The organism is Streptomyces sp. HUAS MS02 (assembly GCF_055702265.1).
Map to the genome: position 1 here is coordinate 8,167,620 of NZ_CM146747.1, position 20,423 is coordinate 8,188,042.

The window sequence follows — 20,423 nt, forward strand, 5'->3', positions numbered from 1 at the left end:
GGGCAGGACGGGCCTGCCCGCCGGGCACGGAGGCGCTGGGCCCGACCGGGCCCGGAATCAGGCGGCTTGGCGCTGATCGGCCTGGCTCTGCTCGGGCTGCTGACGCCGCATCACCGGCACGCGCATCGGGCGCGAGCCCGGGCCGCCGACGTGCGAGAAGGGCTGGGTCCGCCAGTCGAGGCCCTGCGGGAGCGTCAACAGCAGCGCGGTGTCCTGCTCCTGTGCCTCGACGGACTCGTCCGCCGACCGGGCCTCGCTCGCCGAACGGCCGGTGCCGGCACAGGCCGTGAGCCCGAAGGGGTTCCACGGCGACACGACGCGCGCGTGCTCGGGGAGGCTGTCCTCCTCGGACAGCAGGGCGATGGGCTGAGCGCAGTCCGGGCAGATCACCCGGAACATCTCGAAGGTGTCGTACGCGTCGAACTCGTCGTCCGGTTCGACGCCCTCCGGCTCGGGCTCGACGACCGCCTGGAGTCGCTTGGGTGCGGTACGACCAGGGCGCTTAAGACTCTGCATGGGATTCTCCCCCTCGGGCTGGGCCGTGAAGGCACTGCGGCCTCGACCACAGCAAGCACTTCCCGCCCCGTCTCGGAGGTAATCACGAGATCATCACGAAGCCTGTTCGGCCGCTGTGGTCTTCGTCACATGCCGCTCGCAGGTGCCCGAGATGGTCCGGCTGTCACCCGTATGGCTCACAGGCGGCTCTCGGGCACATCACGAACCGGGCATGACCTGCGCCGCTCAGGTATCGGAGGAGATCAACCGCCCTGTAGGTTCTTGCGCCATGGAGGAGCTGGACCGACAGATCGTGCAGCTGCTCGTCGCGGACGGGCGGATGAGCTACACCGACCTGGGCAAGGCCACGGGCCTGTCCACGTCGGCGGTGCATCAGCGGGTGCGCCGACTCGAGCAGCGTGGCGTCATCCGGGGCTATGCCGCGGTCGTCGACCCGGAGGCCGTCGGGCTGCCGATGACCGCGTTCATCTCGGTCAAACCGTTCGATCCCAGCGCCCCCGACGACATCGCCGAACGCCTCGCGGGCGTCCCGGAGATCGAGGCCTGCCACAGCGTCGCCGGCGACGAGAACTACATCCTCAAGGTCCGCGTGGCGACCCCGCACGAGCTGGAGGAGCTGCTGGCGCGCCTGAGGTCGCTCGCCGGCGTCTCGACGCGGACGACGGTGGTGCTGTCGACCCCGTACGAGGCGAGGCCCCCGAGGATCTGAACGGCTCGGCTCGGCCGCCGCCCGACTTCTCCTCGACCGCCTGCCGCCTGCCGCCTGCCGCCTGCCGCCTGCCGCCTGACTGCCGTGTGTGCCGTCTGCCGGTCCACCGCCCGTCTGTCCGCTGCCGGAGCGAGGTCGAGAGTGGGGAGGGTGGGCACTGCCGACAGCAACGGGTGCCTTGAAACACCGGCCCAAGTACGTCGCGGCAGCCGCCGCACGCGAGACTGTCCCCATGAGTGATCGCACCGCCCCGTCGAACACCGTGTTGCTCCGCGGTGGAGAAGTCCACAGCCCCGCCGACCCGTTCGCCACCGCGATGGTCGTGGAGCACGGCCAGATCGCCTGGGTCGGCTCCGAGGGCGCCGCCGACGCCTTCGCGGCCGGCGTCGACGAGGTGGTCGACCTCGAAGGGGCCCTGGTCACCCCGGCGTTCACCGACGCCCACGTGCACACCACCGCCACCGGTCTCGCGCTCACCGGCCTCGACCTCTCCGCCGCCCCGTCCCTGGAGGCCGCGCTCGTTCTCGTACGGGAATTCGCGGCCGCCCGCCCCGGCGATCGCGTCCTCCTCGGCCACGGCTGGGACGCCGCCCGCTGGCCCGGGGGCCGCCCCCCGACCCGCGCCGAACTCGACGAGGCCACCGGCGGACGCCCGCTCTACCTGAGCCGGATCGACGTCCACTCGGCCGTCGTCACCACCGCCCTGCTGGACCTGGTCCCCGGCGCCGACGCCTTCGAGGACGGCCCGCTCACCCGCGACGCCCACCACGCCGTACGCGCCACCGCCCTCGGCGCCATCACCCCCGCCCAGCGCATCGAGGCCCAGCGCGCCGCCCTCGCCCACGCCGCCTCGCTCGGCATCGGCTCGCTCCACGAGTGCGCGGGCCCCGAGATCTCCTCCGAGGACGACTTCACGGGGCTGCTTCGGCTCTCCGCCGAGGAGCCCGGCCCGCGCGTCGTCGGCTACTGGGCGGAGCGCGACGTGGAGAAGGCGCGCGCCCTCGGCGCGGTCGGCGCCGCCGGCGACCTCTTCGTCGACGGCGCCCTCGGCTCGCACACGGCCTGCCTGCACGAGCCGTACGCCGACGCCCACCACACCGGCACGGCCTACATGGACGCCGACGCCGTCGCCGCCCATGTGGTCGCCTGCACCGAGGCGGGCCTCCAGGCGGGCTTTCACGCCATCGGGGACGCCGCGGTGGCCTCGGTGGTCGAAGGTGTGCGCGCGGCGGCCGAGAAGGTCGGCCTGGCCCGGGTGCGTGCTGCCCGGCACCGGGTCGAGCACGCCGAGATGCTCACCCCGGACACCGTCGCCGCCTTCGCCGAACTCGGCCTCACCGCTTCCGTCCAGCCCGCGTTCGACGCGCTGTGGGGCGGGGAGGAGGGCATGTACGCCCAGCGGCTGGGTGTCGACCGTGCCCGCACCCTGAACCCGTTCGCGGCGCTGCTGCGGGCCGGGGTGCCCCTGGCGTTCGGCTCCGACAGCCCGGTCACGGCTCTCGACCCCTGGGGCACCGTCCGGGCGGCGGCCTTCCACCGCACGCCGGAGCACCGGGTCTCCGTGCGCGCTGCGTTCACGGCGCACACACGGGGCGGCTGGCGGGCGATCGGACGCGACGACGCGGGTGTCCTCGTGCCCGGCGCTCCCGCGGACTACGCGGTGTGGCGCACCGGCGACCTCGTCGTCCAGGCCCCCGACGACCGCGTCGCCCGCTGGTCCACCGACCCCCGTTCCGGCACCCCCGGCCTGCCCGACCTGAGCCCCGGCTCCGACCTGCCCGTCTGTCTGCGGACCGTGGTGGCGGGGCGCACGGTTTTCGTACGGCCGGGCGAGTGATCTCCCTGGAGGACGCGGAGCCGATCATGGCCCGCCGGGGCACCGCGCGACCTGCGCATCCTCCCCTCCCACCAGGCATGGGAGGCAATCTTCGCAGGTCAAACGGTGGTTGACAGTTGGCGGCAGGGGGCGGGTAGGTTCTGCCGGGTCCACCACCGGACGTCCGACCGGGGAACTTCCGCGCGGTCGTCGAAGCGCCGCTGGGTCAGGGGCGGTGTGCCGCACCGGCGCACCATCACTGGGAGCCAGGCCCAGGGTCCGCGCTCCGGCGAGGGAACGTTCCGGCCCGGTCGGGTAGGTGCGACCCGGGTGGGGCCCGGACGCTCAGTAGACAACGGCTTTCGGTCGACCCGCAGCCAGCGGGCCCCAGGTCGGCCCGAAGGGCGTCGGGCCCCCATCCGCCGCGGGTGATTCCCCGCCCGCCGCCTCGCAGGATGGTGCGAGGTCCTCTGTGGCGGCGCACAGGCTACGCAGAGCGCGCTCCCGCACACCCCCTGTTGAATCGACACCCCTCTGGACGCCGGCCGACACTCCAGCGCAGGCCGCGGCCACTATGGTGGTCCCCTGCGTACGGAGGACTTGAAGGGGCAGCAGTGAACGACGGCGACGGGACCCTCGCGGCTCAAGGCCAGGAGAGGCGGTTCGGCCCGCTCGGCACGGCCTTGGTGATCATCCCGACCTACAACGAGGCGGAGAACATCAAGGCGATCGTGGGCCGGGTGCGCAAGGCCGTTCCCGACGCGCACGTCCTGGTGGCCGACGACAACAGCCCCGACGGCACCGGCAAGCTCGCCGACGAACTGGCCGTCGAGGACGACCAGGTCCAGGTGCTGCACCGCAAGGGCAAGGAGGGCCTCGGCGCGGCCTATCTCGCGGGCTTCCGCTGGGGCATGGAGAACGGCTACGGCGTCCTCATCGAGATGGACGCCGACGGCTCGCACCAGCCCGAGGAACTGCCCCGGCTGCTCACCGCGCTCAAGGGCGCCGACCTCGTCCTCGGTTCCCGGTGGGTGCCGGGCGGGCGCGTGGTGAACTGGCCCAGATCCCGCGAGTTCATCTCCCGCGGCGGCAGCCTCTACTCCCGGGTGCTGCTCGACGTGCCCGTGCGTGACGTCACCGGCGGCTACCGGGCGTTCCGCCGCGAGACCCTCGAAGGGCTCGGCCTGGACGAGGTCGCCTCCCAGGGGTACTGCTTCCAGGTCGACCTCGCCCGCCGCGCGATCAAGGCTGGCTACCACGTGGTCGAGGTGCCCATCACCTTCGTCGAGCGCGAGCTGGGCGACTCCAAGATGAGCCGGGACATCCTCGTCGAGGCGCTCTGGCGGGTCACGGCGTGGGGCGTGGGGGAGCGGGTCGGCAAGGTGCTGGGGCGGGACGGGAAGCTGCCGGGGCGGGACGACCGAAAGCCCTGATCATCCCCTTATCCCGTGCTGAGCCCGGTCCAGGCACACTGGGAGCATGACGACTGGCGTTCCGTCCTCGACCCACCCTGCCCGGCCCCGGCGTTCCCGGCTGCGCACGTTCCTGCCGCTGGGCGTCGCCGCATGGCTGGTGCTGGAGATCTGGCTGCTCACGGTGGTCGCGGGCGCGGCCGGCGGGTTCACGGTCTTCCTGCTGCTCGTGGCCGGCTTCGTCGGCGGCTCGGCCGTGGTGAAGCGGGCCGGGCGGCGGGCGTTCCGGGTGCTGTCCGAGACGCTTCAACAGCAGCAGGGCGGGGCCGGCGCCGCGGGGCCCGGGCCAGGGTCCGGCTCAGGGAAGAGCGAGGGCAACGGCTTCCTGATGCTGGGCGGCCTGTTGCTGATGCTGCCCGGGCTGGTCTCGGACGCGGTGGGGCTGGTGCTGTTGATCCCGCCGGTGCAGAGGGCGTTGGGGCGCTACACGGAGCGGACCTTCGAGCGGAAGATCCGTGAGGCGAGTTCGGGTTCTCTCGGGGACGCCTTCCAGCAGGCGCGGATGCACCGGCCCGACGGCAAGGTCGTGCAGGGGGAGGTCATCCGGGACGACGAGGGCTCCGGGGGTTCCGGAGACCTGCCGCCCCGTCCGCCGCTGAACCGCTGAGACGCGTCCTCGCCCCCGCCGCCCCGACCCCGTCCCCAGGGGCTGCGCCCCCATGACCCCCATCCGCGGGTCCGGTGGGGGCGGGTCGCGCAGTTCCCCGCGCCCCTGAAAGGCAGGGGCTGCGCCCCGTGCTTTTCAGGGGCGCAGCCGTTCGCTTTCTGGGGCCGTGGGTGCCTGCAGCTTTCAGGGGCGCGGGGAACTGCGCGACCAGCCCCCACCCACCCGCACTCGACAACGCACCACGCATGACGCACATCGCACGTCAAAGACCGCGGGCGCCGTACAGGTTCGTACGGCGCCCGCGGTCATCGGTTGCGCTGTTGGTCCGCCCGGCCCCCGGAGGGGTTACGCGGACTTGCGGCTGTCTCGCGGATGTACCGCGATGTTCATCGCGCCGGAGCGGAGAACCGCCAGGCGCTCTTCGAGGACCTCTTCGAGTTCCTCACGGGTGCGCCGCTCCATCAGCATGTCCCAATGCGTACGCGCGGGCTTGGCCTTCTTTTCCTCAGGGCCGTCGCCGTCCACGAGGAGTGCCTGGGCCCCGCAGACCTTGCACTCCCACTCCGGCGGAATCTCCGCCTCGACCGAGAAGGGCATCTCGAAGCGGTGCCCCTTCTCGCATGCGTACTCCACGGCCTGGCGCGGAGCCAAGTCGATGCCGCGGTCCGTCTCGTAGCTGGTCACCACGAGGCGCGTGCCGCGAAGAGCTCGCTCACTCATGAATCGTGCCTCCCGGGCTTGTCGCCCACAGGACAGGTGTCGCTGTCGTCGTCATCCGGTCAACGTCCGGTCGGCGGTAAAGATTCCCGTTCCGTGTCCCGTTCCGGGTCATGCGTCGCCGTCGTAGCCGCCCTTGTTGTACCCACCCGCGCCCGGTTTGTCACATCTGACAGCAGATGTGACCCAGCGTTTCGGCATCTTTGACGCGCAGTAACGGTACGCCTGGCAGGCCAAACGCGTACACTACAGCTCTTTCGCTTCCGGCGCTAAATCCTGTCCGGCACGGGATTGCCCGCGTCGCTGACCGCCCGGCGCACCGGAACCCTCATGAGCAGGGCGAAGCCCAGGACGAAGAAGGCCACCAGCGAGATGATCGCGTCCCGATAACTTCCGGTCAGCTGGTAGGTCACCCCGAACAGCAGCGGGCCCAGCCAGCTCATGCCGCGGTCGCTCATCTCGTACGCGGCGAAGTACTCGGCCTCCTTGCCCGGCGGGACGAGATGGGAGAAGAGGGAGCGGGACAGGGCCTGGCTGCCGCCGAGGACCAGACCGATGCCCGAGGCGAGGACGAAGAACCACAGCGGGGCACTCGCCGGGAGGAAGTAGCCGGCGGCGAGGATCAGGGTCCAGGCGACCAGGGAGCCGAGGATCGTGCGCTTGGCGCCGTAGCGGCGGGAGAGCCGGCCCATGCCGAGGGCGCCCCCCACCGCCAGGATCTGCACCAGCAGCACGGCCGCGATGAGCGTGGACTGCTCCAGGTCGAGTTCCTCGGAGCCGTACACCGAGGCCTGGGAGATCACCGTCTGGATGCCGTCGTTGTAGACGAGGTAGGCGAGGAGGAAGCTCAGCGTCAGCGGGTGGCGCCGCATGTCACGGACGGTCGCCGCCAGTTGACGCAGTCCCGGGGCCGTCGCCCCCGCGGACTCGCCGGCCGGGCGCCGACGGTCGCGCAGACGGTTCAGCGGGATCAGGGTGAAGGCGCCCCACCACAGGCCGGCCGAGGCCAGACAGATGCGGACGGCCATGCCCTCGGAGATGCCGAAGGACTCGTGGGCGGTGAAGAGGATCAGGTTCCCGACCAGGACCAGGGAGCCGGCCGCGTAGCCGAAGGCCCAGCCCCGGGAGGAGACGGCGTCGCGCTCCTCGGGCGGCGCGATCTGCGGCAGGTAGGAGTTGTAGAGCATCATCGCCACGGACTGCGCCGCGTTCGCCACGACCAGCAGGACACCGCCGAGCAGATAGCGGTCGCCGTCCAGGAAGAACATCCCCGCGGTCGCGGCGGCGCCGACGTAGGCGGTCGCGGCCAGCAGCGGCTTCTTGCGGCCCGTACGGTCGGCGGCCGCGCCCACCAGCGGCATGATCACCACGGCGAGGATCACCGACAGGGACACCGAGTACGCGAAGAAGGAACCGGCGCGGACCGGTATGCCCAGCGGATGGACGTAGCCGTCCGGGTCGGCGGCGGACTTGGCGACCTCGGTCAGATAGGGGCCGAGGAACACGGTCAGGACGCTGGTCGAGTAGACGGAGCAGGCCCAGTCGTAGAAGTACCAGCCGCGTTGTTCGCGCCGTCTGCCCGCGGCCGCGTCGGCCGCGTCCGTCCGCACGGTGTCGGTGCCCACCCGTGCCCCTCGCTTCCCCGTGAACGGGCCGCGCGAGGGCGTCAGACCCAGGTCCCCCGGTCCTCAAGCACCTTGCGCAGCGTGTCGATGTGATCGGTCATGATGCCATCGACGCCCAGGTCCAGCAGTCGGTGCATACGTTGCGGTTCGTTCACGGTCCAGACGTGCACCTGCAGCCCGCGCGCATGGGCCGCGCGCACGAACCGGTGGTCGACCACGGGCACCCCGACGTGCGACTCGGGCACCTGCGCGGCGACCGCCGAGCGGCGCACCGTGGCGGGGACGCCCCACGAGCGCAGCCGCAGCCCCAGCACACCGCTCGTGCCGTACGAGGTGGCCAGGCGCGGACCGGCCAGGCGCTGGGCGCGGGCCACCCGTGACTCGGAGAAGGAGCCGACGCAGACCCGGTCCCAGGATGCGGTGCGGGCGATCAGGTTGAGCAGCGGGTGCAGCGCGGGCTCCGCCTTGACGTCCACGTTCCAGCGGACGTCGGGGAACTCTTCCAGCAGCTCCTCGAAGAGGGGGACCGGCTCGACGCCCGCCACACGCGCGCTGCTGATCTCCCTCCACGGCAGATCGGCTATCCGGCCCGCCCCGTCGGTCATCCGGTCCAGGGTCGAGTCGTGGAAGGCGACGAGCTTGCCGTCGAGCGTGGCGTGGACGTCGGTCTCGATGTAGCGGTAGCCCGACTCCACCGCCCGCCGGAACTGGGCCGTGGTGTTCTCCAGGCCGTCGGCCGCCCCGCCCCGGTGGGCGAAGGCGATCGGGCCCCGGTGGTCGAGGTAGGGGTGGCGTATGAGGGCGGTCACCCGGGAAGTATCGCCCGCTTCGATGGACCGGTGGCAACGACCGTGCTGCCGGATTCCGAGGGCACGGCGAACACGCGCAGGAAGAACTGGGCGAGGGGACCTATGCAGAGGGCGTAGAGAAGGGTGCCCACCCCGACCGTGCCGCCGAGGGCGAAGCCGGTCGCCAGCACCGCGACCTCCACGGCCGTCCGCATCAGCCGCAGCGAGCGCCCGGTGCGCCGGTGCAGCCCCGTCATCAGGCCGTCACGCGGGCCCGGGCCGAAGCGGGCCGCGATGTAGAGACCGGTCGCCGCGCCGTTCAGCACGATCCCGGCGGCCAGCAGGGGGATCCGTACGGCCATGGTGTGAGCCTCCGGCACCAGCGCCAGGGTGGCGTCCATCGCGATGCCCACCACGAAGACGTTGGAGACCGTGCCGAGGCCCGGGCGCTGACGGAGCGGGATCCACAGGAGCAGCACCGCCGCGCCCACGACGATCGACACCACCCCGATGGTCAGCCCGGTCAGCTCCGCCAGCCCCTGGTGCAGCACGTTCCAGGGCTCCAGGCCGAGCCCCGCCCGGACGAGGAGCGCGGAGCTGGCGCCGTACAGCGTGAGCCCGGTGTAGAGCTGGACCAGCCGGCGCCCCCGATGCGGCCGTGCGGGTTCCCGTCCGTCCTGCCGTGTGTCCTGCTGTGGTTCGTGCCCCGGTTCGTGCCGTGGCTCGTGCCGTGGCTCGTGCTGTGTGGGCAAGACGTTCCCCCCTGGTGGTGCCGGTGGCCTGACGCATGACACTCTGTGGCTTGGAGAGAGATGGCATCCATGGCCAATTCGCGGAAGGTGGACTGGGAACATGGCGCAGTGGACTTCGGCGGTCGGCGCGGCTCAGCTCGCCCGGCTGCTCACCTCGCAGCAGGAGCGCCCCGCCGGCCCGGGCACCCGCCGCCCGCCCGCCTACCGCGCGCTCGCCGACGGGATCCGTCTGCTGGTGCTGGAGGGCCGTGTGCCCGTCGCCGCCCGGCTGCCCGCCGAGCGTGAGCTGGCGCTCTCCCTCTCCGTGAGCCGTACGACCGTCGCGGCGGCCTACGAGGCGCTGCGCACGGAGGGGTTCCTGGAGTCCCGGCGGGGAGCGGGCAGTTGGACCGCCGTGCCGGCGGGGAACCCGTTGCCCGCGCGCGGTCTGGAGCCGCTGCCGCCCGAGGCGCTCGGATCGATGATCGACCTGGGCTGCGCCGCCCTGCCCGCGCCCGAGCCCTGGCTCACCCGGGCCGTGCAGGGCGCGTTGGAGGAACTGCCGCCCTACGCCCACACGCACGGCGACTACCCGGCGGGGCTGCCCGCCCTGCGCTCCATGCTCGCCGACCGGTACACCGCGCGCGGCATCCCGACGATGCCCGAGCAGATCATGGTCACCACCGGGGCCATGGGGGCCATGGACGCCATCTGCCACCTCTTCGCCGGGCGGGGTGAGCGGATCGCGGTGGAGTCGCCGTCGTACGCCAACATCCTCCAGCTGATGCGGGAGGCGGGGGCGCGGCTGGTGCCGGTCGCCATGGCCGACGGGCTCGCCGGGTGGGACATGGACCGGTGGCGGCAGGTGCTGCGGGACGCGGCGCCCCGACTGGCGTACGTCGTCGCCGACTTCCACAACCCGACCGGGGCCCTCGCCGACGAGGACCGGCGGCGGGGGCTCGTCGACGCGGCTCGGGGCGCCGGGACGGTGCTGGTCGCCGACGAGACGATGAGCGAGCTGTGGCTCGACGACGACGTGAAGATGCCGCGGCCCGTGTGCGCCTTCGATCCGGCGGGGTCCACGGTGATCACGGTCGGGTCCGCCAGCAAGGCGTTCTGGGCGGGGATGCGGATCGGGTGGGTGCGGGCGGCGCCGGATGTGATCCGGAGTCTGGTCGCGGCCCGGGCGTACGCGGACCTGGGGACGCCGGTGTTGGAGCAGCTGGCCGTGAACTGGCTGATGAGTACCGGGGGTTGGGCGCAGGCCGTGGGGGTGCGCCGGGAGCAGGCCAGGGAGAACCGGGACGATCTGGTGGCCGCGGTGCGCCGGGAGTTGCCGGACTGGGAGTTCTCGGAGCCCCGGGGCGGACTGACGTTGTGGGTCCGCACCGGGGGGCTGTCGGGGTCGCGGCTCGCGGAGGTGGGGGAGCGGGTGGGGGTCCGCGTGCCCTCCGGACCCCGGTTCGGGGTGGACGGGGCGTTCGAGGGGTATGTGCGGCTGCCGTTCACCGTGGGGGGAGCGGTGGCCGAGGAGGCGGCGGTGCGGTTGGCGGCGGCGGCGCGGTTGGTGCGGGACGGGGCGTCGGGCGGGAGCGAGGGGCCGCGGACGTTCGTGGCGTGAGGGCCGGTCGGTGGGTGCGCGGCGGTCCCCTCGGCTCGTTGCTCAGCTCATCCGTCCGCTCGATCCCTCCGCTCATCCCTCCGCCGGGGCCGCCTTGGTGAGGGCGTCCGCCAGGGTCGTGTGGGGCGGGAGCAGGTCCAGCACCGCCTGGCGGTGGGGCTCGGGGGTGGTGTCGTCGTAGGGGTCGGGCGTGGTCGGGACCTGGAGGCGGAGGGCCGGGGCGGGGCCCAGACGGGCGTAGCCGCGGCCCGGGGGCATGTCCGGGGTGGGCGTCGTGGGGGGTGCGGCGCCCAGGACCGCCTCGACCTGGGCGGGGGAGGCGGGGCCCAGTACGACACGCGCGCGCGTGTGCTGGCGTACCACCTCCGTGAGGGCGTCCAGGTGGTCGAACTGTTCGGTGATCACGACGGTGACGTCGACCGCGCGGCCGTGTCTGAGGGGGATCTGGAGGAGGGACTGCGGGTCGGGCCTGCCCTCGGCCGTGGCGAGGTGGGTGAGCACGGTCGGGCGGTCGAGGAGGAGCCACAGGGGCCGACGGATGTCGTCCGGCGCCGGAAGGCCCGCCTGACGGGCGCGGTTCGTGGCGATCAGCCTGCGCTCCGTCTCCTGGGACGCCCACTCCAGGCTCGCCAGGGCTCCGGAGATCCCGCTCTCCACCGCGAGGACCCCGTCGCGGCCGGTCAGGCACGCGTACTCGCCGCTGCCGCCGCCCTCGACGATGACGACGTCGCCGTGCTGGAGCGCCTGGAGGGCGATCGAGCGGAGCAGGGTCGTGGTGCCGCTGCCGGGCTCGCCCACGGCCAGCAGATGAGGCTCGGTGGAGCGGACGCCCGTGCGCCAGACGACCGGCGGCACGTCCCGCTGCTCCTCGCCGGAGGAGAGGGGGAGCGTGCGCTGGACGTGGGTCTCGTCGGTGAAGCCGAGGACCGTCTCGCCCGGTGCCGTCACGAAGCGCTGGGCGGTGATGTCGGTGGCGAGCGGGGGGAGGACGGCGACGGTGAGCTCGTTGCCCTCCTCGTCCCAGGTGAAGCGGTACTCGCGGCCGCGGCCCGCCTTGGTGTGCAGCAGCTGCTCGACGCGTGCGCGGGCCTCCGCCTCGCCGTCCGCGAAGTAGGCCGGGTAACGGATCAGCAGATGGCAGATCCGGCCCGTGCCGTCGAAGGCGTACGTGGGGAAGGCCTTGTCCCAGGCGCCGCCGTGCGCGTAGAGCGGCTCGGGGTCCTCGGAGGCCGAGAAATAGGGGACCAGGGCCTCGTAGAGGGAGCGCAGTCGCTGGGTCTGGGACTCGTCCGGGCCGACGGGTTCGGCGACGGCGCCCTCGCGGCCCGCCCAGGCTGCCGCCGCCATCAGGGCGATGACGGCGAGCAGCAGGCCGTACGGCACCAGGGTCACGACCAGGACGATCGAGGCCGCGAGGAAGAGCAGTGACCCGCGACGGTCCTTCGGGGTCTCGGCCCATCTGCGGCGCCCGGCGGCGACCAGCCGGCGCAGTCCACGCGTGATCGTGATCAACGGGTGGAGGACGTCGGTGGCGCCGTCGGCCGCAGTCCGGGTCAGCTCCCGGCTCCTGGCGAGGTGCGCGCCACCGGTGCTCAGAATGCGGGGGAGGGGGACCCGGGCCACGGCTGTCTCCTGGGGGTGCGTGCGGATGGGGGCGGGGTCAGAACTTGATCCCGCCGAGGAGGCTCGCGAGGCTCTCGCCGCCCGCTGTGATGCTCGGGGCGATGCCCGTGCTGGCGAGGTAGAAGCCGAACAGCGTGACGACGATGCAGTGCGATGCCTTCAGGCCGTCCTTGCGGAAGAACAGGAAGACGATGACGCCGAGCAGGACGACGCCTGAGATGTTCAGGATCATTTGGGCTCTCCTGGTTGATGGGGACAGTCACCATGAGTTCTTCCAAGGTCACAGGATGTATCCATACGATAAAAGGTGCATATGGGTGAAATCCGATGGAATTCGCCCTGATGGTCGAATCGAGACTGGGCCGTCCGAGCTGGGCTGTTGCGCGCGACGGGACTCGGTGTGATCTTTGCCTCGACTCTGTCCGCTGATGTGTGCGTCGAGCCAGTACCCTGGCGATTCACCCGTTCGGCTACGAGGCGTGTATGTGAGAGGTGGTCCCGGCGATGAGCGAAGCCCCCGACCCCGAGGTCGTGGAGCTGGCGACCAAGATCTTCGATCTGGCCCGCAGGGGCGAGACCGAGGCGCTCGTGGCGTACGTCGACGCGGGTGTTCCGGCCGACCTCACCAACGACCGCGGCGACTCCCTCGTGATGCTCGCCGCGTACCACGGTCACGCCGACGCGGTCCGGGCCCTCCTGGCCCGTGGCGGGGAGGCCGACCGGGTCAACGACCGCGGCCAGACACCCCTCGCCGGGGCGGTTTTCAAGGGCGAGGAGAGCGTCATCCGGGTTCTCCTGGACGGCGGGGCCGACCCGGCCGCGGGCACTCCGAACGCGGTCGACACCGCCCGGATGTTCGGCAGGACGGAACTGCTCGAACTGTTCGCAGCACACTGATCAACATGTTCTGACCAGGTAAAACACGAAAGACGGGGGAGGCGGTACGGGGCCGCCGGATATTTCGGTCGCGGCAGCGAGAACCGCCGGGTCATCATGACGTCGTGATTCACGGACATGATGGCTGGGCAGGTGTTGCCGCACCGCGTGGGCCGTGACGCGGTCCGCATGGGCCACCGACGAGAGGCAGAGGAAGATGGTCTTCAGCAAGCAACAGACGGCGGGCGCTCCGACGTGTTGTCACGCGGCCAGGTAATGCAGGACTCCCGGTTGCGTCGACGCTTGATGTGAGGCTGTTTCCCATGTTCGAACCGGTCATAGCGCCCAGCGGTACGCTGCTCGGCCTGCTGCAGAGGGGCCGCGGCGACGGCACCCTGCACGCCCTCACCGCCCCGCGGGCCGAGGCGCTCGCGGCGCTGAACCACTGTGTGCTGAGCGACCCCCGCCACGACTGGCAGGTGGAGAACCGCTCGCTCTACTACGCCCGTCTCTACCTCGACCTGAGCGGTGAGCTCGACGAGATCGAGCGGCACCTCTTCGACGCCGAGGACGTGCTCGACACCGACGAGTCACGCACCGGCCTGGCCCTCGCGGTCCTCGGGCACCTGGCCTCGTACGGCAGGCGGGACGCGCTCGAACTGCTGCGCAGGTACGCCGCCGTGGGCACCAGCTGGGCCTGGGCCCTGGACGAGCTGGCCCTCAGGGACGACGACGAAGGACTGCGCTCCCTCGCCGAACCCGTCCTGGCCCGCTTCACCACCGATCCGGAGGGTGAGGCCGAGCTGGCCGCCGCCGTCCGTGACGCCTTCGAACCCCGGCCCTGGCGGCTGTGGGCCGACGACCCCCGCGAGGCGATCGCCACCCGCGTGCGCGCCGCCCACGAGACCGGCTGTTTCGACCGCTGGCAACGGCAGATGCGACCCAGCGGGCCTCGGCCCGGGTGGAGCGTCAAGGCCGTGTTCGAGTGGGCCCAGCAGGGCATCGAACGCGGAGCGGTCCTCCATGTGCCCGCGGCGCGGTGTCTGACCGCCGTCGCCGGCCCCGAGGACCGGCCCGAGATCCTCTCCGCCGCCCGGTCGGGCGACGACGGCGCCCGCTGCACCGCCTTGCGCTACCTCGCCGACGGCAACGATCCTGACGCCCTCGACCTGATCGAGGGCGCCGTGGCCGACGGCACGACGATGGTCGTGGAGGCCGCCGTCGACGCCTTCGAACGGATGCGCACCATGGCCGCCGTGGACCGGGCACGTGGCTGGGTGCACCGGCCCGACCCCCTGGGCGCCGCCGCCGGACGCATGCTCGCCTGTCTCGGCGGGACCAAGGACCGCGACTTGGTGCTGGGCGCGCTGCGCGAGGCCGTACGCGGCGAGGGACCGGACGCGCCGACCCTGTGGACCCTCGTCGACGGCACCGGACGCCTCGGCATCGTCTGCGCCGCGCCCGTCCTGCGTCACATCTACCGCGAGACAGCCTCCTCCCACCTCCGCGGTCGCGCCGCCCGCGCGCTCGCCGCCACCGATCCCTCCTTCGCCGCCGGCTTCGCCGTCGAATGCCTCTGGGACTGCGAGGAGACCACTCGCGAGATCGCCGCCCGGCACGCCGAGACGGGAGACGCGCGCGTCGTCGAACAGCTCCGCAGGCTCGCCGCCGACCCGGCCGAGGAGGCCGAGGTCCAGACAGCCGTACGCAGCAGAATCGGTCCTGACATGCCCGCAATGTGAACACGGGGTGACCCGGACATCAGGCGGGCATGGACACGGTCCGACCAGGGCAGGTGGGCAGCGCAACGCTCATGGGACGTTCCCCGTGCGGAAAGATCCACGTTGACGCGGCCACGTCCAGCACGACGACAACACCGGTATGCGTGTCGTCATAGTGACCGAGTCCTTTCCCCCCGATGTGAACGGCGTGGCCCACTGCGCCCTGCAGACCGCGCGGCACCTCGTCGCGCGGGGGCACGCCCCGCTCGTCGTGGCCCCGGCCACCGCCCAGGGAGCCGGAGCCGATCTCCAGGCGCCGTGCCCGGTCGTCCGCGTCCCCTCCCTCCCGCTCCCGGGCTACCCCCAGGTCCGCGTCGCCCTGCCCAGCCGCCGGGTCGCCGCGGCGATCGTCGAACACCGGGCCGACATCGTCCACCTGGCCAGCCCCTTCGTCCTCGGCGTGCGCGGCATGGCGGCCGCCGCCCGCCTCGGCGTCCCCGCCGTCGCCATCTACCAGACCGACCTCGCCGGATACGCCCGCACCTATGTGCACGCCGGTGAGGCGGCGGCCTGGCGGCGCATCCGCTCCGTGCACGCCGCCGCCGACCGCACCCTCGCTCCCTCCAGCGCGGCCCTGCGGGACCTGGAGGCACACGGTGTGCCCCGGGTCAGCCTGTGGCCGCGCGGTGTCGACACCGTCCGGTTCCGCCCCGACCTGCGCGACGAGGCACTGCGCCGCGAACTGGCCCCGAACGGCGAGCTGATCGTCGGCTACGTCGGCCGTCTCGCCCCCGAGAAGCAGATCGAACTGCTCGCCGGAGTGTGCGGCCTGGAGGGCGTGCGGGTCGTGGTCGTGGGCGACGGGCCGAGCGAACCCGGGCTGCGCGAAGCGCTGCCGGGAGCTGTCTTCCTGGGCCGTCGCACCGGCGACGAACTCGCGCGGATCTTCGCCTCGTTCGACGTCTTCGCCCACACCGGCCCCTTCGAGACCTTCTGCCAGACCGTGCAGGAGGCCATGGCCAGCGGGGTGCCCGTGGTGGCGCCCGCCGCCGGGGGCCCGCTGGACCTCGTCGCCCACGGGCGCACGGGTCTCCTGGTCCCGCCGCGCGACGCGGCCGCCGTACGCGACGCCGTGTGGTCGCTCGCCGCCGATCCGGGACTGCGGGCCGCCTACGGGGCCGCCGGACGGGCCATGGTCGAGGGGCGCACCTGGGCGGCCGTCGGAGACCAGCTCATCGGGCACTACGCCGACGTGCTGACGGCGCGGACGGCGGTGGCGGCATGAGCACGGCTGCCGACGGGGAACCGAGGAACGGCGCCCGGACGGGGCTGCGGATCGTGCGGCTCGCCAATTTCGTCGCACCCTCCTCCGGCGGACTGCGGACAGCGCTGCGGGAACTGGGCCGCGGCTACGAGGCTGCCGGGCACGAGGCCGTGCTGGTCGTGCCCGGAGAGCGGTACACCGACCGCGCGACCGAGCAGGGGCGGGTGATCACCCTGCCCGGGCCGCTGCTGCCGGGCACCGGCGGCTACCGCGTCCTCATGGACAGGCGACGGGTGACCGGACTCCTGGAGTCGCTGGAGCCCGACCGGCTGGAGGTCTCCGACCGGACCACGCTGCGCTGGACGGGGAAGTGGGCCCGGCGGGCCAGGGTGCGCGCGGTGATGGTCTCGCACGAGACCGCCGACGGGGTGCTGCGGACCTGGGGGCTCTCCGAGGGCATGGCCCGGCGGGCCTCGGACGCCCTCAACGTCCGTACGGCCCACACCTACTCGCGGGTGGTGTGCACCACCGAGTTCGCCGAACGGGAGTTCGTGCGGATCGGCGCGCGGAACGTCGTCCGGGCACCCCTGGGCGTCGACCTCGTGGGACGTCACCCCGCCCTGCGCGACCGGGGACTGCGGGAGCGGCACGCGCGCGTGGACGAGATCCTGCTCGTGATGTGCTCGCGGCTGTCCGTGGAGAAGCGGCCCGGCACGGCCGTCGACGCCCTGGAGGCGCTGCTCGCGCGGGGGCGGCGCGCCGTGCTGGTCGTCGCCGGGGACGGGCCGCTGCGCGGCAGGCTCGAACAGCGCGCCCGAGGGCTGCCGGTGACCTTCCTGGGCCACGTCGGCGACCGCGGGACGCTGAGCGCCCTTCAGGCGTCGGCCGATGTGGCCCTGGCACCCGGCCCCGCCGAGACGTTCGGCCTGGCCGCGCTGGAGGCCATGGCCTGCGGTACGCCCGTGGTGGCCAGCTCCTCCTCCGCGCTGCCAGAGGTCATCGGACCGGCCGGCGCCACGGCGGCGGACAACGGGGAGTCCTTCGCGGACGCCGTCGAACTGCTGCTGGACCGGTCCGAGGGCGAGCGCAGGGAGGCGGCACGCGCGCGTGCCGAGTGCTTCGGCTGGCAGGCCGCGGTGGACGCCTTCCTCGCCGCGCACGACGCGACCGTCGGACGCCCGGTGCGGGAGGGCGTGGGATGAGAGCCCGGCGGTTCGTGGCCCTCGGAGACTCCCTCACCGAGGGCGTGGGCGACCCCGTCGCGGGCGGCCGGCGGGGCTGGGCCGCGCTGCTCGCCGACGGGCTCGGACCCGGCGTGGAGTTCACCAACCTGGCCGTCAGCGGTTCCCAGACGCGCGACGTCCTGGACCGGCAGCTGGCCGCCGCGCTCGCCCTCCGCCCGGACGTCGCCTCGGTCGTCATCGGCGTCAACGACACCCTGCGGTGCACCTTCGACATCCACGCCGTCGCCGCCCGTCTCGACACGGTCTACGGCGCCCTGCGCGCGTCCGGAGCCGTGCTGCTCACCGCCTGTCTGCCCGATCCCGGGGCGATGCTCGGCCTGCCCGGGGCGCTCGCCCGGCCCCTCGCCCGGCGGCAGCGGGCCGTCAACACCGTCGTGCACGCCCTGTCCGAGCGCCACGGCGCCGTCCATCTGCACGCATCGGAGGGCGCCTGGCTGGCGGACCGCGCGATGTGGAGCGCGGACCGGCTGCATCCCGGCGAGCGGGGGCACCGGCAGCTCGCCCTCCGCTTCCACGCCCTGCTCGCCGGGGCGGGAGTCGCCACAGGCCCCGCGCCCTCCGCCGAGCCCGACTCCCCGGCCCCCACCCGCGGCGCCGGCCTCTGGTGGCTGGCCACCGCGGGGACGGGCTGGGTCGCCCGGCGCTGCACCGACCTGCTCCCACAGCTCCTCGCCCTCGCCGCCGCCGAGGTGCGCCACAAGGCGCGCGGCACCAGCGCACGGTTGGACCTGTCCGCCTCCCACGCGGTGGCGTCCGCCCTGGCCGCGCTGTCCGCCGCCGAGCAACGGCCGGAGGTGGCGTGAGGCGGCCCGGGGCGCCCGCTCCGCCGCCGGGCGCCGCCCACGGTCAGCGACGGTGCCGAACGGCGACGAACCGCACCGGCGTGCCCGGCGTGGCCTGGGCCGCGCCGGGCAGGTCCGCCGGGTGGACGACCGCGATCACCGGATAGCCCCCGGTGGTGGGGTGGTCGGCGAGGAAGACGACCGGGCGGCCGTCCGGTGGCACCTGCACGGCGCCCAGCACCATTCCCTCGCTGGGGAGTTCACCCGGCCGGGAGCGCTCGAGGGCGGGCCCCTCCGTGCGCAGCCCGATGCGGTTGCTCGCGGACGACACGGCATAGGGACGCCGGGTGAGGGTGCGCAGCGCCGCGTCGGTGAACCAGTCGTCGCGCGGGCCCAGGGTCACGCGCAGCACCAGCTCCGAGGGCGGCGCCGGATGCGGGACGACGTCCACGCGCGCGTGCGGGCGGCCCGGGCGGCCGAGCGGGAGCACGGTGCCGTCCGTCAGCGGGGGCGGGCCGAGGCCGGACAACAGGTCCGTGGAGCGGCTGCCCAGCACCGGTTCGACGGCCACCCCGCCGGAGACGGCCAGATAGCCGCGCACGCCGAAGCGGGCGGGGCCGATGTCGAGGAGGGCCCCGCCGGGGACCCGTAGCGGTGCGCCCCACGGGGCCGGGCGGCCGTCCACCGTGACCGGACCGGGTGCGCCGGTCACGGCCACGGTGACCGGCGAGCGCGGGCGCACCGAGCAGCCGTTGAGGGTGGTCTCCAGCACCGCCGCGTCCGGGGCGTTGCCCACCAGACGGTTGGCAAGGGCGGCCGCGGGTGCGTCCAGGGCGCCCGACCGGGGCACGCCGAGGTGGGCGTGGCCGGGGCGGCCAAGGTCCTGGACGGTGGTCAGGGCGCCCGCGCGGACCACCACGAGGGCATCGTCCGTCACGGCGTCTCCAAGGGGGTGAAGCGGACCAGGGTGCCCGGGGCCAGCAGCGCGGCCGGTACGCGCTGGTGGTCCCACAGCACCGCGTCCGTCGTACCGATCAGCTGCCAGCCGCCCGGGGACGTGCGCGGGTACACACCGGTGTACGGGCCCGCCAGGGCGACCGACCCCGCCGGGACCGACGTGCGCGGGGTGGCCCGGCGCGGGACCTCACGGGGCAGCCCCGTGAGATAGCCGAAGCCGGGGGCGAAGCCGCAGAACGCCACGCGGTACTCGGCACCGGCGTGGATACGGGCCGCCTCGGCCTCGTCGACACCCCAGTGCGCGGCGACCTCCGGCAGATCGGGGCCGTCGTACCGCACGGGGATCTCGACTACGTCCTCCGTGCGCGGCGGGACGGGCGGGACGACCCAGGAGGCGAGGCGTTCGGCGAGGAGGGACGGGGCGTCGAGGCCGTCCAGGAGAACCGTGTGGGCGGCGGGGACGATCTCTCCCACCGTCAGTTCGCCCGTGGCGCGGCGGCGCAGCAGCTCGGCGTGCAGGGCCTCGGCATCGTCGCCCGTGGCCACCTCGATGAGCAGCGCACGGGCCCCGACAGGCAGCGCTCTCATGAGAACGCCTCCACCCGCACCCCCGCGGCCGCCAGCTCGGCCCGCACCCGCCGGGCCAGCTCCACCGAGCCCGGTGTGTCACCGTGCAGGCAGAGGGAGCGGGCCCGGACGAGAATGCGTTCGCCCGAGTGGGCGACGACCGTGCCGGAACACGCCAGCCCGACGGACCGCTCGACCACGGCGTCGGCGTCCGTGATCACGGAACCCTCCTGGTCGCGCAGGACCAGTGTCCCCTCGTCGGTGTACGCACGGTCCGCGAACGCCTCGGTGACGGCGGCCAACCCGACCCTCTCGGCCAGCTTGAGGAGGTGCGAGCCGGGCAGACCGAGGACGGGCAGCGTGGCGTCGGCGAGGATCACTCCCTCGACCACCGCCGCCGCCTGCTCCTCGTCGTGCACGACGCGGTTGTAGAGCGCGCCGTGCGGCTTCACGTACGACACGCGCGTGCCCGCCGCGCGTGCGAAGACCTCCAGGGCACCGATCTGGTAGGCGACCTCGGCCGCCAGCTCGGCGGGCGGCACGTCCATCGCGCGCCGCCCGAAGCCCGCCAGGTCGCGGTACGAGACCTGGGCGCCGATCCGGACGCCCCGCTCGGCCGCCAACTCGCAAACCCGCCGCATGGTGACCGCGTCCCCCGCGTGGAAGCCACAGGCCACGTTGGCGCTGGTGACTACGGAGAGCAGCCGCTCGTCGTCGGTCAGCGTCCAGCGGCCGAAGCCCTCGCCGAGGTCGGCGTTCAGATCGATGGAGCTCATGGAACCCATTC

At 73.3% G+C, this 20,423-nt stretch carries 20 protein-coding genes; 10 read left to right on the top strand and 10 right to left on the bottom strand.

Annotation, left to right across the window (positions count from 1 at the left end; genetic code table 11):
- Window positions 1–57 precede the first annotated feature (57 nt).
- Window positions 58–516: a hypothetical protein gene (locus ACZ9QC_RS35305; RefSeq protein WP_472916786.1), complete on the bottom strand. Its 459-nt coding sequence runs from the start codon at window positions 514–516 to the stop codon at window positions 58–60.
- Window positions 517–784: 268 nt separating this feature from the next.
- Between ACZ9QC_RS35305 and ACZ9QC_RS35310 the strand changes: the two genes are divergently transcribed.
- The 4 genes from ACZ9QC_RS35310 (at window position 785) to fxsA (ending at window position 5,120) form a co-directional block, all read left to right on the top strand.
- Complete coding sequence (locus tag ACZ9QC_RS35310) at window positions 785–1,225, top strand: Lrp/AsnC family transcriptional regulator (RefSeq protein WP_033532524.1); 441 nt, start codon at window positions 785–787, stop codon at window positions 1,223–1,225.
- A gap of 232 nt (window positions 1,226–1,457) precedes the next feature.
- Window positions 1,458–3,062: an amidohydrolase gene (locus ACZ9QC_RS35315; RefSeq protein WP_472916787.1), complete on the top strand. Its 1,605-nt coding sequence runs from the start codon at window positions 1,458–1,460 to the stop codon at window positions 3,060–3,062.
- A gap of 593 nt (window positions 3,063–3,655) precedes the next feature.
- A complete protein-coding gene (locus ACZ9QC_RS35320; RefSeq protein WP_316730200.1) occupies window positions 3,656–4,474 on the top strand; it encodes a polyprenol monophosphomannose synthase in 819 nt (272 codons plus the stop codon).
- Window positions 4,475–4,520: 46 nt separating this feature from the next.
- Window positions 4,521–5,120, top strand: coding sequence for an FxsA family membrane protein (fxsA, locus tag ACZ9QC_RS35325; RefSeq protein ID WP_472916788.1), 600 nt, complete (start codon window positions 4,521–4,523; stop codon window positions 5,118–5,120).
- A 345-nt stretch (window positions 5,121–5,465) separates the two neighbouring features.
- On the opposite strand, the gene ACZ9QC_RS35330 is transcribed toward fxsA, so the two are convergent.
- The 4 genes from ACZ9QC_RS35330 to yczE all read right to left on the bottom strand — a co-directional run bounded on the left by ACZ9QC_RS35330 (window position 5,466) and on the right by yczE (window position 8,888).
- On the bottom strand, window positions 5,466–5,840 hold the full coding sequence (locus ACZ9QC_RS35330; protein WP_003977404.1) for an RNA polymerase-binding protein RbpA: 375 nt from the start codon (window positions 5,838–5,840) through the stop codon (window positions 5,466–5,468).
- Window positions 5,841–6,106: 266 nt separating this feature from the next.
- Window positions 6,107–7,462, bottom strand: coding sequence for an MFS transporter (locus tag ACZ9QC_RS35335; RefSeq protein WP_472916789.1), 1,356 nt, complete (start codon window positions 7,460–7,462; stop codon window positions 6,107–6,109).
- A 41-nt stretch (window positions 7,463–7,503) separates the two neighbouring features.
- Window positions 7,504–8,271 carry a glycerophosphodiester phosphodiesterase gene (locus tag ACZ9QC_RS35340; protein ID WP_472916790.1) on the bottom strand — a complete coding sequence of 256 codons (768 nt, stop codon included), beginning with the start codon at window positions 8,269–8,271 and terminating at the stop codon, window positions 7,504–7,506.
- The gene (gene yczE / locus ACZ9QC_RS35345) at window positions 8,268–8,888 is read right to left on the bottom strand and encodes a membrane protein YczE (protein WP_472921905.1); all 621 of its coding nucleotides are present in this window, start codon (window positions 8,886–8,888) and stop codon (window positions 8,268–8,270) included. Before yczE ends, ACZ9QC_RS35340 begins: the two co-directional genes overlap by 4 nt.
- Window positions 8,889–9,102: 214 nt before the next feature.
- On the opposite strand from yczE, the gene ACZ9QC_RS35350 reads away from it, so the two are divergent.
- On the top strand, window positions 9,103–10,602 hold the full coding sequence (locus tag ACZ9QC_RS35350) for an SCO1417 family PLP biosynthesis transcription factor (protein ID WP_472916791.1): 1,500 nt from the start codon (window positions 9,103–9,105) through the stop codon (window positions 10,600–10,602).
- Between the two features lie 72 nt (window positions 10,603–10,674).
- On the opposite strand, the gene ACZ9QC_RS35355 is transcribed toward ACZ9QC_RS35350, so the two are convergent.
- Window positions 10,675–12,225: a hypothetical protein gene (locus ACZ9QC_RS35355; RefSeq protein ID WP_472916792.1), complete on the bottom strand. Its 1,551-nt coding sequence runs from the start codon at window positions 12,223–12,225 to the stop codon at window positions 10,675–10,677.
- A gap of 37 nt (window positions 12,226–12,262) precedes the next feature.
- Window positions 12,263–12,457 carry a hypothetical protein gene (locus tag ACZ9QC_RS35360; protein WP_005485586.1) on the bottom strand — a complete coding sequence of 65 codons (195 nt, stop codon included), beginning with the start codon at window positions 12,455–12,457 and terminating at the stop codon, window positions 12,263–12,265.
- Between the two features lie 272 nt (window positions 12,458–12,729).
- On the opposite strand from ACZ9QC_RS35360, the gene ACZ9QC_RS35365 reads away from it, so the two are divergent.
- The 5 genes from ACZ9QC_RS35365 to ACZ9QC_RS35385 all read left to right on the top strand — a co-directional run bounded on the left by ACZ9QC_RS35365 (window position 12,730) and on the right by ACZ9QC_RS35385 (window position 18,133).
- Window positions 12,730–13,122 (top strand): ankyrin repeat domain-containing protein, encoded by a 393-nt coding sequence (locus tag ACZ9QC_RS35365; RefSeq protein ID WP_472916793.1) that lies wholly within the window; start codon window positions 12,730–12,732, stop codon window positions 13,120–13,122.
- A gap of 302 nt (window positions 13,123–13,424) precedes the next feature.
- Window positions 13,425–14,843, top strand: a complete 1,419-nt coding sequence (locus ACZ9QC_RS35370; RefSeq protein ID WP_472916794.1) for a HEAT repeat domain-containing protein — start codon at window positions 13,425–13,427, stop codon at window positions 14,841–14,843.
- A gap of 139 nt (window positions 14,844–14,982) precedes the next feature.
- Window positions 14,983–16,107, top strand: coding sequence for a glycosyltransferase family 4 protein (locus ACZ9QC_RS35375; protein ID WP_472916795.1), 1,125 nt, complete (start codon window positions 14,983–14,985; stop codon window positions 16,105–16,107).
- Entirely contained in the window at window positions 16,104–17,288 is a 1,185-nt protein-coding gene (locus tag ACZ9QC_RS35380; RefSeq protein WP_472916796.1) for a glycosyltransferase, read from the top strand. The genes ACZ9QC_RS35375 and ACZ9QC_RS35380 overlap by 4 nt, the downstream gene beginning before the upstream one ends.
- Complete coding sequence (locus tag ACZ9QC_RS35385; protein ID WP_472916797.1) at window positions 17,285–18,133, top strand: SGNH/GDSL hydrolase family protein; 849 nt, start codon at window positions 17,285–17,287, stop codon at window positions 18,131–18,133. Before ACZ9QC_RS35380 ends, ACZ9QC_RS35385 begins: the two co-directional genes overlap by 4 nt.
- 43 nt (window positions 18,134–18,176) lie before the next feature.
- Here the strand turns inward: ACZ9QC_RS35385 and ACZ9QC_RS35390 are convergent, their stop codons facing one another.
- The 3 genes from ACZ9QC_RS35390 to ACZ9QC_RS35400 are packed head-to-tail and all read right to left on the bottom strand — an operon-like array spanning window position 18,177 to window position 20,412.
- Complete coding sequence (locus tag ACZ9QC_RS35390; protein WP_472916798.1) at window positions 18,177–19,049, bottom strand: 5-oxoprolinase subunit C family protein; 873 nt, start codon at window positions 19,047–19,049, stop codon at window positions 18,177–18,179.
- Window positions 19,046–19,657, bottom strand: coding sequence for a 5-oxoprolinase subunit B family protein (locus ACZ9QC_RS35395; protein WP_472916799.1), 612 nt, complete (start codon window positions 19,655–19,657; stop codon window positions 19,046–19,048). The genes ACZ9QC_RS35390 and ACZ9QC_RS35395 overlap by 4 nt, the downstream gene beginning before the upstream one ends.
- Window positions 19,654–20,412 (bottom strand): LamB/YcsF family protein, encoded by a 759-nt coding sequence (locus ACZ9QC_RS35400; protein WP_472916800.1) that lies wholly within the window; start codon window positions 20,410–20,412, stop codon window positions 19,654–19,656. Before ACZ9QC_RS35400 ends, ACZ9QC_RS35395 begins: the two co-directional genes overlap by 4 nt.
- Between the last annotated feature and the right edge of the window lie 11 nt (window positions 20,413–20,423).